The sequence below is a fragment of the Pseudonocardia oceani genome (assembly GCF_019263585.2).
Lineage (GTDB): Bacteria > Actinomycetota > Actinomycetes > Mycobacteriales > Pseudonocardiaceae > Pseudonocardia > Pseudonocardia oceani.
The window spans coordinates 6,138,789-6,153,534 of sequence record NZ_JADQDF010000001.1 but is presented as its reverse complement, the minus strand read 5'-3'; the positions used below and the strand labels follow the sequence as shown (position 1 = coordinate 6,153,534).

Genomic DNA, 14,746 nt, shown 5'->3' with positions numbered 1-14,746 from the left:
GGGCCACCGCTCGTCGCGGCCGACGTGCCCTTCACCGCTCGGCGACCGGCCCTCCCCCGGGCCCGTCCGGGGCCCCGGACGTAGAGTGGTGGAGGTGTGACGCAGCGGGTCCGGGCGTTCAGGGTCCGAGCGGCGCGCCGCGCCCGAGGTGGCGTTCCCACCCGCACCCGACCCCCCTGGGGGACCGATGACCGCGCTGCAGGACGCGACCTCCGTGTCGCACGCCTGCACGATCCCGGTCAGCGACGAGCAGCTGTGGGAGACCACGGCGGCCTACCTCGCGCAGGGCATCGCGCAGGGCGAGCGCGTCCTCTACTTCGACGGCGGCGGCGCCGGGTCGCTGCTGCAGCGCTTCGACGACGACCGCGTCGCCTACCGCACGGCGCTGCGCAGCGGCCAGTTCTCCATCGTGCCGGCGGAGGTCACCCGCGGCCTGGTGACCGGCGGCGTGAACCAGCTCCTGCAGACCCTCGACCACGTCATCACCGAGTCGGTGGAGCAGGGCTGGCCCTCGGTACGCGTGATGGGCGACGGCAGCCAGGGCCTGGAGCACGACGGCGGCGTGGCGATGCTCGAGTACGAGGCCCGCCTGGACGAGGTGCTCGACGTCCGCCCCGGACGCATGCTCTGCACCTTCGACCGCGGCCGCTACCCCGAGGACCTCATCGAGCGGCTGCGCGCGGTGCACACCACCGAGATCCACGTCCCCGCGATCTACGACGACAGCCTCCTGCGGATCACCGCCACCGGGCCGTCGTCGGCGCGGGTCGCCGGCGAGATCGACCACAGCAACCGGCCGCGGATCCGCCGGGCGCTCGACGCCGCGCTCGACGAGGCCCTGCGGTCGCACTCGTCGTCGGCGGAGATCACGCTCGACCTGGCGTCGCTGCGCTTCCTCGACGTCGCCGCCGCGGTCAGCCTGGTGCACGCCGCCGAGGAGTTCCCCAGCACGCACCGGCTCGTGCTCACCGGGGTGCGCCCGGGCGTGGGGCGCCTGCTCGACCGCTGCGGCGCCCCGTTCGCCGAGCAACTGCGCGTGGAACCCCACGGCCCGGCCGAGGACGACGCGCCCGGGTCCACGACGGACACCGCGCCCGCGGGCGACGTCCCTGTCGCGCAGGACGTCTCGTGAGGATCACCGGCACTCCCGCGAGCGCGGCACCGAAGCTGGTGCACGCCGCGGCCTACCACTCCTCGCGCACCGACCTGCTGGCCCAGCTGGTCCCGCTCGTGGAGCACGCGCTCGTGCGAGACGAGCAGGTGGCGCTGTCGCTGCAGGAGGACACCGAGGCCGCCCTGCGCGCCGAGCTCGGCACGGGCGCGCCGCTGCACGTCCTGGCCCGGCCCGTCGTGGACGGCTCCGGGCAGACCGTGGCGCTGCAACGCGGACGCGAGCTGCGCGAGCTCACCGTGGCGGGGCCGATCACCGTGCTCACCGAGCACCAGCCCGACCTCGACGGCCCCGACGGCAGCTTCTGGACCGAGCTCGACGCGGCCGTCAACATCGCGCTCGCCGAGCTGCCCGTGCGCCTGACCTGCTTCTTCCCCGAGCTGCCGCTGCACCAGTGCGTGCTGGACGGCGCCGCGGAGAACCACCCGCACGTGCTCGTGCACGGTGACCTGCGAGCCAACGCCCGCCACCGTGCGCCGCGCGAGGTCCTCGCCTCGCACCCGGTCGCCCCTCCCCTGCTGCTCGGCGTGCCGGACGTGACGGTGTCGTTCCGGTCGTGGCAGCTGCAGGAGGTCCGGCGCGCGGTGCGCGGGCTCGCCGGTGCCGCGGGCTTCACCGACGACCGCACCGAGGACGTCGTGCTCGCCGTCAACGAGGTCGCCACCAACGCCGTCGAGCACGGCGGCCCCGCCGCGGAGCTGCACGTGTGGGCCACCGGCGGCGGGCTGGTGTGCGAGGTGCACGACACCGGCGCGCTCGCCGACCCGCTGCCCGGGATGGCGTCACCGCACCCGTCGGAGCCCCGGGGGCGCGGCCTGTGGATCGCCCGTCAGCTCTGCGACCTGCTGCACGTCTGGTCGGACGAGCACGGCACCCACGTGCGGGTCCGCGCCGCGCCCTGAGCTATGATGCTCGCGATCGTCACCCGTCCGGCCGCACGTCGCCCGGCAACTGTGACGAAGCAGCCTCTTGGCAAGTGGTCGTCGCCGGAGAACACTTCTCTGCGGACTCGGCGCCATACGGTTGCAGACGGGTCATCATCGGCACCACCACAGACCGGGACAGCCATGCCTTCGGATCAGCGACGATCTCGCACGATGCCGGCCGGAACGACCGTGCCCCACCGGGTCACCGTCCTCGGCTCCTTCACCCTCCACGCGCACCACGCCGCGGTGCCCCTCGGCGCCGACGCGCGCCGCGTGGTCGCCTACCTCGCGGTGCACCCGCGGCCCCAGCGCCGCGCCGCGCTCGCCGTCGACCTGTGGCCGGGCGTCCCGGTCGCGGCCGCGATGCGCCTGCTCGACGACGCCGTGCTCGCGGTCGACGTACCCGGGCTGCTGGTCACCGACGCCGACGGCGCGCTGTCGCTGGCCCCCGACGTCGAGGTCGATCTCGCCGAGGCCATGGCGCTGCTGCGCACGCTGCCCGACGTCCCCGCCGTCGAGGACCCCGACCTGGCGCTGCTCGCCGCCGACATCCTGCCCGGCTGGACGGCCGCGTGGCTGGTCGTCGAGCGCGAGCGGTTCCGCCAGCTCCGCCTGCACGCCACCGAGGAGCGCAGCCTGCGCCTCACCGCCGCCGCCCGGTACGACGAGGCCGTCGCGCTCGCGCAGCAGGCCGTCCACGCCGCCCCCAGCCGCGAGTCCGCGCGCCGCGCCCTCATCGAGGCGCACCTGGCGCAGGGCAACATCGCCGCCGCCGTCGCCGAGTACGACGAGTACCAGGAGCTCCTGCGCTCCAGCGTCGGCGCCGCCCCCGCGTTCGGCCTCGACTCCCTGATGCCGCCCAGCCCGGCGTGGCCCGTCATGCGCTCCCGCTCGGTCATGCCGCGCTCCGCGGTGCAGCTCCCGGGCCTGCGCTCGGTGCGCGCCTCGGGCGCCACGCGCCGCCTGGTCGCGGGCGGATCGGTGCCCGGCACCTTCCGCTAGCACCCTCACCCGGGGTACCGGATCTCGAAGCACACCTCGGTGCCCCCGGGCGAGCACAGCACCTGCACCTGCTGCGCGAGCCGCTCGATCATGAGCAGGCCGCGTCCGCGGTAGCCGGTGACGGTCGGCGCGGTCCGCCAGGTCCCGTGGTCGGCCACGCGCACCACGACCGCCGCGGGCGGCTGGTCGCGCACCTCCACGTCGACCTCGACGGTGCCCTCGTCGTCGGCACCATAGGCGTGCTCGACGCCGTTGGCGACGGCCTCGCCCACAGCGAGCTGCAGGTCCATGGTCACGTCCTCGGGCACCCCGGAGCGCTGCGCCCACCCGGCGATCTGGCGGCGGATGCGTCCGAGCTCGACCGGATCGGCCCGGTGCCGCAGGCGGAGCCGGGGCCTACCGCCCTGGCTCAGGGTGCGACCGTCGTTCACGGTGCACGGATGCCCCGGCCCCCGGTCCGGCAAACCCGCACGGGCCGCGGGTGGCACGACGTGCATCACAGCGGGTGTGTCACGAGCGCTCCGTACGGGTACACGTCGCCATGCACGGACCAGAGGACGACGTCCCCAACGACCCCGCCCTCGCGAACGCCCGCGAGGCCGGCGGTCGCGAGAACGACTCGAACGAGCCCGAGGAGACCCCGGACACCACCAGCACGACGGGGACGGGCCCCAACCAGGAGTTCGTCGGCCGCGTGGCCGGCGACGACCCCGCGTACGCGGAGGAGACCGGCGCCGAGAGGCGGGCGCAGTGAGCCGCCGCGGGGACGGGAACGAGCTGAGCCCGCTCGGCAAGATCGCCTACAAGCCGTTCGGGCTGGTGTTCGGCGTGCTGGGCGGCATGATCGCGAGCTGGGTGTTCGGTCTGGTGTGGAAGCGGGTGTCCGACGAGGACGGGACCCCGCAGCCGCTCTCGGACGACTACAGCACCCGCGAGGTGCTGCTGGCCGCCACGATCCAGGGCGCGGTCTTCGGCCTCATCAAGACCGCGGTCGACCGCTACGGCATGAAGGGCGTGCGGCGCTTCCTCGACGCGCCGGCGCGTCGAGCGGAGGTGTAGGCGGTGCCCCCCGAGAAGGTTCCTTCGGGCGAGGAGGCCCTGCCGAGCACGGTCGAGCGCTCCGACGCCAAGGCCGAGCGGACGTGGGAGAAGACCTACGAGTCCGCGATGGAGACCTACGACGGCGACGGCGCCCGCGCCCGCCGCACGGCGTTCGCGGCGCTGAAGCACACCCACGAGAAGGTAGGCGACCACTGGGAGCCCAAGGACGAGTACGGCCCGTCCGACGAGCAGGCCGAGCGCGGCGGCGCCGACACCGACCTGCCCACGGCCGGTGGCGTCGACGCCAACGCCACCAAGGACCACCTGCTCGGGCTGGCCCGGCGCCTCGACGTGCCCGGCCGCTCGTCGATGAACAAGGACGAGCTGGTGGAGGCGGTGCGCAAGGCCGGCGAGCGCGAGACGGCCAAGGCGCGCAAGAAGGACTGACCGATCGCAGGAGGGCCGGTGCGCCGTGGCGCACCGGTCCTCCGTCGTGCTCGCTCAGCCGCGGTGGAAGTCCGGCGGCCGCTTCTCGGTGAACGCGGCGAGCCCCTCCGCGCCCTCCGGTCCGGCGGCGCTCGCCGAGATCGCCGCCGCCTCCGCGGCGAGCTGCTCGGCCAGCGGCAGGTCCGGTGACGAGCCCAGCAGCCCCTTGATCCGGCCCAGCGCGGCCGTCGGCCCGTGGGCCACGCGGTGCGCGGTGTGCTCGGCCTCGGCCCGCACCTCGCCGTCGTCGACGACGGAGGCCAGCAGGCCGAGCTCCAGCGCGGTGGCGGCGTCGACGGCGCGGTCGGTGAGCAGGATGTGCCGGGCCCGGCCCGCGCCGACGATCCGCGGCAGCGTCCACGTCATGCCGCCGTCCGGGGAGAACCCGATGCCGGGGTAGGCGGGGCGCAGCTTCGTGGAGCGGCCGCCCACGGCGAGGTCGGAGGCGCACACGATGCTCATGCCCGCCCCGGCCGCCCAGCCCGGCACCGCCGCGACCACGGGCACCGGTGCCTCGACGAGCGCCCGCAGGAACACGTGGAAGGACTCGGCGAGCGAGCGCACGTAGCCGCCGCGGTCCTGCGCGCCGGCGAAGGCGCGGACGTCGCCGCCGGTGCAGAAGCTGTCGCCCTCGGACACCAGCAGCACCGCGCCGGTGGTGGCCGGGTCGAGCACGGCCAGCGCCTCGGCGATGACGGGCAGCGCCTCGCCGTCGAGGGTGCCGTGCCGCCCGCGCGCCACGCGGGCGCGCAGGACGCGCCCGTCCTGCTCCACGGCGGGGGACGACACGGGATCGCTCATCCCAGCTCCCGCAGCCGCGGCAGCACGTCCTCGGAGAACTGGGTGAGGAAGCGCTCCTGGTCGTGGCCGGGGCCGTGGAACACCAGGTGGTTGAGGCCGGCGTCGATGTAGGGCTTGATCTGGGCGACGGCGTCGTCGGGGTCGGAGGCGACGACCCAGCGCTTGGCGACCTGCTCGATCGGCAGCTCGTCGGCCAGGCGCTCCATCTCCACCGAGGAGTCGACGCTGTGCTTCTGCTCGGGTGTGAGCGACAGCGGCGCCCAGAACCGGCAGTTCTCCAGGGCCTTGTCGGCGTCGCGGTCGTAGGACATCTTGACCTCGATCATGCGGTCGACCGAGCCGGGCTCCTTCTCCCCGGCCTCCTCGCCCTCGGCGACGGCCGGCAGCAGCTTCTCGGTGTAGAGCTCCATGCCCTTGCCCGAGGTGCAGATGAACCCGTCGCCCGCGCGGCCCGCGTACTTCGCCATCTGCGGGCCACCGGCGGCGATGTACACCGGGACCGGCTGCTCGGGGCGGTCGTAGATCGTGGCCTCGACGGTCCTGTAGTACTCGCCCTCGAACGACACCGGCTCGTCGGACGTCCACAGCTCGCGCATCAGCCGCACGGCCTCGCGCAGTCGGGCGTAGCGCTCCTTGAACTCCGGCCACTCGCGGCCCGACACCGCGATCTCGTTGAGCGCCTCCCCCGTGCCGACGCCCAGCATCACGCGGCCCGGGTAGAGCAGGCCCAGCGTGGCGAACGTCTGCGCCAGCACCGCGGGGTTGTAGCGGAACGTCGGCGTCAGCACCGAGGTGCCGAGCTGGATGCGCGAGGTGCGCTCCCCCACAGCGGCCAGCCAGCTCAGCGCGAACGGCGCGTGGCCGCCCTCGTGGCGCCAGGGCAGGAAGTGGTCCGACACCGCCGCGCTGTCGAGCCCGACCTCCTCGGCCCGCACGGCGTACTCCACCAGCTCGCGCGGGGCGAACTGCTCCGCCGACGCCTTGTAGCCGATCTTCAACGACCCGGACCTCAACGACACTGTGGGTGCTCCTTCTCGCGGTGACCGGACCTCACCCTTCTACAGCACGGCCGAACCCGCATGCGCCCCGGGCGATCCCGACCTGCCGTCGGAGGAGCCATGAGCGGCCCTCCCCCGCCCGGCCCCGCAGCAGGCACCCTGTCCGCTGGGCGGCCGCGGCGCTGGAGACGATCAGCTCCGTGCTCGACACGACCGTCGCGGTGGGTGCGCGCGGGTTCGTCGAGGCGCTGCCCGAGGGCGTCGACACCGACGTCCGCAAGCGCGGCGGGCGGCTCTCGGCCGGGCAGCGGCAGCTGGTGTCGCCGGCGCGGGTGGTGCTGGCGGGCGAGGGCGAGTTCGCAGCCCTGCACGCGGCGTGGCGCGCCTCCCCGGCCTGAGCGAACGGCACTCTCGCCCGACCTGGTGGGGTGGGAGTGCCGTTCGCGCGCCGGCCGACGCGGTGGGCGCGCGGGCCGGCGCGGGGAGGAGCAGCCTGGAGGGGTGCCTCTGCCCGGACCCGTGTCCCCCACCGCCCCCGCGCTCCCCCGGCCCCACCTCATGCGCCAGCGCTGGTCGGACGTGGGCTTCCTGCACTGGGCGGTCGACCCGGCGGACGTGGCGCACCTGTTCCCGCCCGGCGTCCGCCCGGACGTCGTCCACGGGCGGACCTGGGTCGGGCTGGTGCCGTTCCGGATGGTCCTGGCGGGGTTCGCGCACGGGCCGGGCGTGCCGTGGGCGGGGACGTTCCTGGAGACGAACGTGCGGCTGTACTCCGTCGATGACGCCGGCCGCCGCGGTGTGGTGTTCCTCGGCCTCGACACCGACCGCGCGGTGATCGTCGCCGGGGCCCGCACCGTGTTCGGGCTGCCGTACCGGTGGGCGCGGATGCGCCACCGCGCCGAGCACGGCGTCCACCGCTACGCCACACGCCTGCGGTGGCCCGGGACGCGGGCGGAGAGCCGCGTCGGCCTGCGGCCCGGCGGCCCCGCCGCCGACGGGGAGCTGGAGCGGTTCCTCACCGCCCGCTGGGGCCTGCACGTCGCCCACCTCGGCCGCACGCTGTACGTCCGCAACGCCCATCCCCCGTGGCCGCTGCGCACCGCCGAGATCACCGAGCTCGACGACGGGCTGGTCGCGTCGGTCGGCCTGGGACACCTGGTGCACGGGCCGCCCGACCACGTGCTGTTCAGCGACGGTGTGCCGGTGTGCTTCGGGTTCCCGACCGTCCACTGACCGGCTCGAAGGGGTCGGGGGGCGTCAGCTCGTCAGCGTCAGCTCGAAGCTGTAGCGGCTGGCCCGGTAGACGTGGGAGCCGAACTCCACAGCCCGCCCCGACTCGTCCCACGCCGTGCGCACCATCGTGAGCATGGGGGCGCCGCGGGGGTCGCCGAGCTGGCGGGCCTCGGCGGCGGTGGCGGCCTTCGCCCCCACCGTCTGGCTCGCCATCCGCGGCACGTGCCCGGCCGCGCGCAGCAGCTCGTAGAGCCCGCGCTCGGCGAGGTCGGCCTCGGTGAGCGGGAGGAGGTCGAGCGGCACGGCGTTGTGCATGATCGCCAGCGGCTCGCCGCCCGAGTGGCGCAGCCGCTCGATCCAGGTGATGTCCAGGCCGCCGGGCACCCCGAGGGCCTCCGCGACGTGGTCGGGCGCGCGGCGCACCTCCAGCAGCAGCACCTCGGTGCGGGGGGCCTGGCCGTTCTTCGCGAGGTCGTCGTAGAGGCTCGTCAGCTCGACGGGCCGGCGCACCTTGGGGTGCACGATCTGCGTGCCGATCCCCCGGCGCCGCACCAGCATGCCGCGCTCGACGAGGTAGGCGATGGCCCGGCGCATGGTGGGCCGCGACACACCGAGGCGCTCGGCGAGCTCGACCTCGTTCTCCAGCCGGCTGCCGACGGGCATGACCCCGTCCTCGATGAGCTGCTGCAACCGGGTCGCGACCTGGAAGTACAGCGGGACCGGGCTCGTGCGGTCGAGCGCCACCTCGGGAACGGCCCGTTCCGTCACGATCCACCACCTTCTGCCGACTTTGTCAGGACAAAGTGTTGACCTGATCTCCCGGTGAGAGTACACCTGACCCCGCGGATCGGACCACCACCGCGACGAGGGAGTCGGGATGCCAGTGCAGGACAGGGTCGGGGCGGCGCCGGAGGTGCTGACGATGGGGCGCATCAGCGTCGACGTCTACCCGCTGCAGATCGGGGTGTCGCTGCGCGAGGTGACGTCGTTCGGCAAGTACCTGGGCGGCAGCGCCACGAACGTCGCGGTCGCCGCCGCGCGCCACGGCCGCGCCAGCGCGGTGATCACCCGCACCGGGCAGGACCCGTTCGGCGAGTTCCTGCACGACGCCCTGCGCGGCTTCGGCGTCGACGACCGCCAGGTCACCGCCGTGCCCGGGCTCCCGACGCCGGTCGTGTTCTGCGAGATCTTCCCGCCCGACGACTTCCCGCTCTACTTCTACGGCCGCGACCCCGCGCCGGACCTGGTGATCCGCACCGAGGAGCTCGACCTCGACGCCGTCCGCGACGCCGACGTCTTCTGGGTGACGGTCACGGGCCTGTCGCGCGAGCCGAGCCGCACCGCGACCCTGGACGCCCTGCGCGCCCGGGGCCGGCGCGGCACCACCGTGCTCGACCTCGACTACCGCCCGATGTTCTGGGAGTCCCGCGAGGAGGCCCGCCGCTGGGTCCGCGAGGCGCTGCCCTTCGTCGACGTGGCCGTCGGCAACCTCGACGAGTGCGAGACCGCGGTCGGCGAGCGCGAGCCGCGGGCCGCCGCGGCGGCGCTGCACGCGGCCGGCGTCCGGCTCGCCGTGGTGAAGCAGGGACCGGCGGGGGTGCTCGCCTCGGAGACGACGCAGGACGGCGGGGCCCGCGAGGTCGTCGTGCCGCCCGTCCCGGTCGAGGTCGTCAACGGCCTGGGCGCGGGCGACGCCTTCGGTGGCGCCCTGTGCCACGCCCTGCTCTCGGGCTGGGACCTGGAGCGCTCCATGCGGTTCTGCAACGCCGCCGGGTCGATCGTCGCGGGCCGCCTCGCCTGTGCCGACGCCATGCCCACCTCCGACGAGGTCGACGCGATGCTGAAGGAGGCCGTCGGTGCGTGAGGAGAGCCTGCGGACGCTGGTCGAGACCCGCGTCCACCGTCCGGGCGCCGTGGCGGAGGCGGCGGCGCGCCGCGTCCGCCCCACGTCGCTGCTGGGCGACCACGGCCGGCTGATGATGATCGCCGCCGACCACCCCGCCCGGGGCGCGCTGCGCGCCGGTGACCGGTCGCTGGCCATGGGCGACCGCGCCGACCTCATCGACCGCATGTGCCTCGCGCTCTCGCGCCCGGGCGTCAACGGCGTCCTCGGCACGCCCGACGTGCTGGAGGACCTGCTGCTGCTCGGCGCGCTCGAGGGCAAGGTCGTCGTCGGGTCGATGAACCGCGGCGGCCTGGCCGGCACGGTCTTCGAGATCGACGACCGCTTCACCGCCTACGACGCCGAGGGGATCGCCGCGTCGGGGTGGGAGGGCGGCAAGATGCTCAGCCGCATCGACGCCGAGGACCCCGCCACCGTCTCGACCCTGCAGGCCTGCGCCCACGCCGTCTCCGACCTCGCCGCGCACGGGCTGATGGCGATGGTCGAGCCGTTCATCTCCCACCGCGTCGACGGCCGGGTGCGCAACGAGCTCACCGCCGAGGCCATGACGCGCGCGATGACCGTCGCCGCCGGCCTGGGCCGCACCTCGGCGCACACCTGGCTCAAGGTCCCGATCGTGGAGGAGATGGAGCGCGCGATGGCGGCCACCACGCTGCCCGCGCTGATCCTGGGCGGCGAGGTGAGCGCCGACCCCGACGCCGCCTTCGCCGACTGGAGCAAGGCGCTCGCGCTACCGACCGTGCAGGGCCTGGTCATCGGCCGATCCCTGCTCTACCCGGCCGACGACGACGTCGCCGCCGCCGTCGACACCGCGGTGGGGCTGCTGTGAGCGGCTCCGCCACCCGTGCGCGGCGATCCTCGCCCGGGCCACGGTTCCCGCTCACGAGCACCGGAGGTGCCGCATGACCGGGCAGGTGATCCGGGCCGGGGAGGCCGCCGAGGGCGCGTTCGAGCTCGTCGTGACGCCGAAGACCGCCGGCTGGGAGTACAGCTCGCTGCGCGTGCTGGCCCTGGAGCCGGGCGGGAGCGCGACGTTCGACACCGGCGAGGACGAGACGATCGTGCTGCCGCTGAGCGGATCCTGCGTCGTGCAGTGCCGTGACGACTCGGGCGGAGAGCGCTTCGAGATCGAGGGCCGGCGCAGCGTCTTCAGCCGCGTCACCGACTTCGCCTACGTCCCGCGCGACGCGCAGGTCACCGTCACCTCGGCGGACGGTGGCCGGTTCGCGCTGCCCGCCGCCCGCGCGACGCGCCGCCTGCCCGCCCGCTACGGACCCGCCGAGGGCGTGTCGGTGGAGCTTCGCGGCGCCGGGTCGTGCAGCCGCCAGGTCAACAACTTCTGCATGCCCGGCTCGTTCGACGCCGACGCGCTGATCGCCGTCGAGGTGCTGACGCCGGGCGCCAACTGGTCGTCGTTCCCGCCGCACAAGCACGACGAGGACCGCGAGGGCGAGTCGGTGCTCGAGGAGGTCTACTACTTCGAGGTCGCCCCCGGCCCCGACGGCACCCCCGGCCCCGGCTACCAGCGCGTGTCGACCTCGGGCCCCGGCCGCGAGATCGACGTCTGCGCCGAGGTCCGCTCCGGCGACACCGTCCTCATCCCGCACGGCTGGCACGGGCCGTCGATGGCGACCCCGGGCCACGACCTCTACTACCTCAACGTCATGGCCGGCCCCGGCGCGGAGCGGGCCTGGCGGATCTGCGACCACCCCGACCACGCGTGGGTGCGGGGCACGTGGGACGAGCAGGCGGTCGACCCGCGCCTGCCCCTGACCGGCACGGAGGAGAAGTGAGACTCACTGTCGCCCAGGCGATCGTGCGGTTCCTGGTCAACCAGTGGAGCGAGCGCGACGGCGAGGAGCAGCGCCTCGTCCCGGGCTGCTTCGGCATCTTCGGCCACGGCAACGTGGCCGGGATGGGACAGGCGCTGCTGGAGGTCGCGGACTCCCCCGGCTCCTACGGCGGGGAGCTGCCATACCACCTGGCCCGCAACGAGCAGGGCATGGTGCACGCCGCCGTCGGCTACGCCCGGATGCGCGACCGCACCCAGTTCCTGGCCTGCACCGCCAGCATCGGCCCCGGCTCCACCAACATGCTGACCGGCGCCGCGCTCGCCACCACCAACCGCATCCCGGTGCTGCTGCTGCCCTCCGACGTGTTCGCCACGCGCGTCGCGAGCCCGGTGCTGCAGGAGATCGAGCGCGCCGACGGCTACGACGTGTCCGTCAACGACGCCTTCCGCCCGCTCTCGGTGTTCTTCGACCGCGTGTGGCGCCCCGAGCAGCTCCCCGCGGCGCTGCTGGGCGCGATGCGCGCGCTGACCGATCCGGCGCAGACCGGCGCGGCCACGATCGCGCTCCCCCAGGACGTGCAGGCCGAGGCCCACGACTGGCCCGAGGAGCTGTTCGCGAAGCGCGTCTGGCACCTGGCCCGCCCGGTGCCCGAGCCGGCGGCGCTCGCCCGGGCCGCGGCCGTGATCGCGGGCGCCCAGCGCCCGCTGCTGGTGGCGGGCGGGGGCGTGCACTACTCGCGCGCCTCCGAGGCGCTGGCCCGCTTCGCCGAGGCCACCGGGATCCCCGTCGCCGACACCCAGGCCGGCAAGGGTGCGCTGCTGCACGACCACCCGCAGGCCGTCGGCGGCGTCGGCTCCACCGGCTCCCCCGTCGCGAACGCGCTGGCCCGCGAGGCCGACGTCGTGATCGGCGTCGGCACGCGGTGGTCGGACTTCACGACCGCCTCCCGCACGGCGTTCCAGCACCCGGGCGTGCGGTTCGTCAACCTCAACGTCGCCTCCCTCGACGCCGCCAAGCACGGCGGGGAGATGGTGCTCGCCGACGCCCGTGAGGGCCTCGACGCCCTGACCGCCGCCCTGGACGGGCGGCACTGGGAGCAGACCTGGGACGCGACGGCCTGGAACGCCGAGGTCGACCGCGCCTTCCACCTCGGGCACGGCCCGCTCCCGGCGCAGACCGAGGTGCTCGGCACGCTCAACGAGGAGATCGACCCGCGCGACGTCGTCGTCCAGGCCGCCGGGTCGATGCCCGGTGACCTGCAGATGCTCTGGCGAGCGCGGGACCGCAAGGGATACCACGTCGAGTACGCCTTCTCCTGCATGGGTTACGAGATCGCCGGGGCGCTGGGCGTGAAGATGGCCGCCCGGGTCGATCCCGCCGGGGACCGCGAGGTCTGGGCCCTGGTCGGCGACGGCTCCTACCTGATGATGGCGAGCGAGATCGTCACCGCCGTGTCGGAGGGGATCAAGCTCAACCTGGTCCTCGTCCAGAACCACGGCTTCGCCTCCATCGGCGCGCTGTCGGAGTCGCTGGGCTCCCAGCGCTTCGGCACCAGCTACCGCTACCGCGGGGAGTCCGGCCGGTTCGACGGCGCCGTGCTGCCCGTCGACCTCGCCGCCAACGCCGAGAGCCTGGGCGCCGAGGTGATCCGCGTCCGCACGATCGAGGAGTTCCGCGACGCGATCAAGCACTGCCGCGCCGCGACCCGCACCACCGCGATCCACATCGAGACCGACCCGCTCGCGCCCGTGCCCGACCCCGACAGCTGGTGGGACGTGCCGGTCTCCGAGGTGTCGGCGCTGGAGAGCACCCGCGACGCGCGCACGACCTACGAGGCGCGCAAGGCCGCGCAGCGCCCCCTGATCGGAAGGAACGCACCGTGAGGACCGTCAGCCACTGGATCGGCGGGAAGCCCGCCACCGGCACCTCCACCCGGACGAGCCCGGTCTGGAACCCGGCCACCGGGCAGCAGCAGGCCGAGGTGCTGCTGGCGAGCAGCGCCGACGTCGACACCGCCGTGCAGGCGGCGAAGGCCGCGTTCGAGACGTGGGGCCAGTCGTCGCTCTCGCAGCGCACCAAGGTGCTCTTCGCGTTCCGCGAGCTGGTCAACGCCCGCACCGCCGAGCTCGCCGAGATCATCTCCGACGAGCACGGCAAGGTGCTCAGCGACGCGAAGGGCGAGGTGCAGCGCGGCCTGGAGGTCGTCGAGTTCGCCTGCGGCATCCCGACGCTGCTCAAGGGCGAGTACTCCGACCAGGTCTCGGGCGGGATCGACCTCTTCTCGTTTCGCCAGCCGCTCGGGGTCTGCGCCGGCATCACGCCGTTCAACTTCCCGGCCATGGTGCCGATGTGGATGTACCCCGTCGCCATCGCGACCGGCAACACCTTCGTGCTCAAGCCCAGCGAGCGCGACCCGAGTGCGTCGATGCTCGCCGCCGAGCTGTGGGCCGAGGCCGGCCTGCCCGACGGCGTGTTCAACGTCGTGCACGGCGACAAGGAGTCGGTCGACGCCCTGCTCGACCACCCGGACGTCGCCGCGATCTCCTTCGTCGGCTCGACGCCGATCGCGAAGTACATCCACGAGCGCGGGATCGCGAACGGCAAGCGGGTGCAGGCGCTGGGCGGGGCCAAGAACCACGCCATCGTCATGCCCGACGCCGCCGTCGACTACGCCTCGGACCACCTCGTCGCCGCCGCGTTCGGCTCGGCGGGCGAGCGCTGCATGGCGATCTCGGCGGCCGTGGCCGTCGGGTCGGCCGCCGACGAGCTCGTCGAGGCCGTCAGTGCGAAGGCGATGGCCACGAAGGTCGGCCCCGGGCGCGACGTCGACAGCGAGATGGGCCCGGTCATCACCGCCGCCGCGCGCGACCGCATCGTCGACCTGATCGGCACCGGCCAGGCCCAGGGCGCCACGCTGAGCGTCGACGGCCGCGGGCTGTCGGTGCCCGGCCACGAGGACGGCTTCTTCGTCGGCCCGACGGTGATCGACCACGTGACGACGTCGATGGACGTCTACACCCAGGAGATCTTCGGGCCGGTGCTCTCGGTCGTGCGCGCCGAGTCGGTCGACGAGGCCATCGCGATCATCAACGCCAACCCCTACGGCAACGGCACCGCGATCTTCACCTCCAGCGGTGAGGCCGCACGGCGGTTCCAGCGCGGCGTGAACGTCGGGATGATCGGCATCAACGTGCCCGTCCCGGTGCCGATGGCCTACTACTCCTTCGGCGGCTGGAAGGACTCGCTGTTCGGGCAGAGCCACATCCACGGCCCCGAGGGCGTCGCGTTCTACACCCGCGCCAAGGTCGTCACCGCTCGCTGGCCGCAGGTGCAGGCCGCCTCCGGCTCGTCCTTCCACTTCCCCACCTCCACCTGACCCACCCCCTCCCCCC

Annotated in this window: 17 protein-coding genes; 13 read left to right on the top strand and 4 right to left on the bottom strand. The window is 74.2% G+C overall.

Translation table 11 applies throughout. The features are described from left to right. Positions 1-187 precede the first annotated feature (187 nt). From I4I82_RS30825 to I4I82_RS30815, 3 genes are all read left to right on the top strand, one after another. Positions 188-1,132 carry an MEDS domain-containing protein gene (locus I4I82_RS30825; protein WP_218593465.1) on the top strand — a complete coding sequence of 315 codons (945 nt, stop codon included), beginning with the start codon at positions 188-190 and terminating at the stop codon, positions 1,130-1,132. Next, positions 1,129-2,073, top strand: coding sequence for an ATP-binding protein (locus I4I82_RS30820; RefSeq protein WP_218593464.1), 945 nt, complete (start codon positions 1,129-1,131; stop codon positions 2,071-2,073). Before I4I82_RS30825 ends, I4I82_RS30820 begins: the two co-directional genes overlap by 4 nt. Positions 2,074-2,268: 195 nt before the next feature. Continuing rightward, entirely contained in the window at positions 2,269-3,099 is an 831-nt protein-coding gene (locus I4I82_RS30815; RefSeq protein WP_218593463.1) for an AfsR/SARP family transcriptional regulator, read from the top strand. A 5-nt stretch (positions 3,100-3,104) separates the two neighbouring features. Here I4I82_RS30815 and I4I82_RS30810 read toward each other — a convergent pair whose 3' ends face one another. Beyond that, on the bottom strand, positions 3,105-3,530 hold the full coding sequence (locus tag I4I82_RS30810; protein WP_218593462.1) for an ATP-binding protein: 426 nt from the start codon (positions 3,528-3,530) through the stop codon (positions 3,105-3,107). Between the two features lie 110 nt (positions 3,531-3,640). Between I4I82_RS30810 and I4I82_RS30805 the strand changes: the two genes are divergently transcribed. Genes I4I82_RS30805 through I4I82_RS30795 form a run of 3 tightly spaced genes read left to right on the top strand, consistent with a single transcriptional unit; the run spans position 3,641 to position 4,587 of the window. Further along, on the top strand, positions 3,641-3,853 hold the full coding sequence (locus I4I82_RS30805; protein WP_218593461.1) for a hypothetical protein: 213 nt from the start codon (positions 3,641-3,643) through the stop codon (positions 3,851-3,853). Beyond that, a complete protein-coding gene (locus I4I82_RS30800) occupies positions 3,850-4,158 on the top strand; it encodes a DUF4235 domain-containing protein (protein ID WP_226370346.1) in 309 nt (102 codons plus the stop codon). Before I4I82_RS30805 ends, I4I82_RS30800 begins: the two co-directional genes overlap by 4 nt. A gap of 3 nt (positions 4,159-4,161) precedes the next feature. Next, positions 4,162-4,587: a ChaB family protein gene (locus tag I4I82_RS30795; RefSeq protein ID WP_218593460.1), complete on the top strand. Its 426-nt coding sequence runs from the start codon at positions 4,162-4,164 to the stop codon at positions 4,585-4,587. Positions 4,588-4,641: 54 nt separating this feature from the next. Here I4I82_RS30795 and I4I82_RS30790 read toward each other — a convergent pair whose 3' ends face one another. Continuing rightward, complete coding sequence (locus I4I82_RS30790) at positions 4,642-5,427, bottom strand: enoyl-CoA hydratase/isomerase family protein (RefSeq protein ID WP_218593459.1); 786 nt, start codon at positions 5,425-5,427, stop codon at positions 4,642-4,644. Further along, complete coding sequence (gene fgd, locus I4I82_RS30785; protein WP_226370345.1) at positions 5,424-6,446, bottom strand: glucose-6-phosphate dehydrogenase (coenzyme-F420); 1,023 nt, start codon at positions 6,444-6,446, stop codon at positions 5,424-5,426. Before fgd ends, I4I82_RS30790 begins: the two co-directional genes overlap by 4 nt. Before the next feature lie 179 nt (positions 6,447-6,625). Here fgd and I4I82_RS30780 point away from each other — a divergent pair, with 179 nt between their 5' ends. Together I4I82_RS30780 and I4I82_RS30775 are read left to right on the top strand one after the other, a co-directional pair. Then, positions 6,626-6,823 (top strand): hypothetical protein, encoded by a 198-nt coding sequence (locus I4I82_RS30780; RefSeq protein ID WP_218596307.1) that lies wholly within the window; start codon positions 6,626-6,628, stop codon positions 6,821-6,823. Positions 6,824-6,926: 103 nt separating this feature from the next. Next, positions 6,927-7,658: a YqjF family protein gene (locus tag I4I82_RS30775; protein ID WP_218596306.1), complete on the top strand. Its 732-nt coding sequence runs from the start codon at positions 6,927-6,929 to the stop codon at positions 7,656-7,658. 24 nt (positions 7,659-7,682) lie between these two features. On the opposite strand, the gene I4I82_RS30770 is transcribed toward I4I82_RS30775, so the two are convergent. Further along, positions 7,683-8,426, bottom strand: coding sequence for a GntR family transcriptional regulator (locus I4I82_RS30770; protein WP_226370344.1), 744 nt, complete (start codon positions 8,424-8,426; stop codon positions 7,683-7,685). A gap of 109 nt (positions 8,427-8,535) precedes the next feature. On the opposite strand from I4I82_RS30770, the gene iolC reads away from it, so the two are divergent. From iolC to I4I82_RS30745, 5 genes are all read left to right on the top strand, one after another. Then, complete coding sequence (gene iolC, locus I4I82_RS30765; RefSeq protein WP_218594398.1) at positions 8,536-9,522, top strand: 5-dehydro-2-deoxygluconokinase; 987 nt, start codon at positions 8,536-8,538, stop codon at positions 9,520-9,522. Further along, positions 9,515-10,390: a Cgl0159 family (beta/alpha)8-fold protein gene (locus I4I82_RS30760; RefSeq protein ID WP_226370343.1), complete on the top strand. Its 876-nt coding sequence runs from the start codon at positions 9,515-9,517 to the stop codon at positions 10,388-10,390. Before iolC ends, I4I82_RS30760 begins: the two co-directional genes overlap by 8 nt. Before the next feature lie 73 nt (positions 10,391-10,463). Beyond that, a complete protein-coding gene (iolB, locus tag I4I82_RS30755) occupies positions 10,464-11,354 on the top strand; it encodes a 5-deoxy-glucuronate isomerase (RefSeq protein ID WP_218596305.1) in 891 nt (296 codons plus the stop codon). After that, positions 11,351-13,237: a 3D-(3,5/4)-trihydroxycyclohexane-1,2-dione acylhydrolase (decyclizing) gene (gene iolD, locus I4I82_RS30750; protein WP_218594492.1), complete on the top strand. Its 1,887-nt coding sequence runs from the start codon at positions 11,351-11,353 to the stop codon at positions 13,235-13,237. The genes iolB and iolD overlap by 4 nt, the downstream gene beginning before the upstream one ends. After that, positions 13,234-14,730, top strand: coding sequence for a CoA-acylating methylmalonate-semialdehyde dehydrogenase (locus I4I82_RS30745; protein WP_218596304.1), 1,497 nt, complete (start codon positions 13,234-13,236; stop codon positions 14,728-14,730). Before iolD ends, I4I82_RS30745 begins: the two co-directional genes overlap by 4 nt. Positions 14,731-14,746 lie beyond the last annotated feature (16 nt).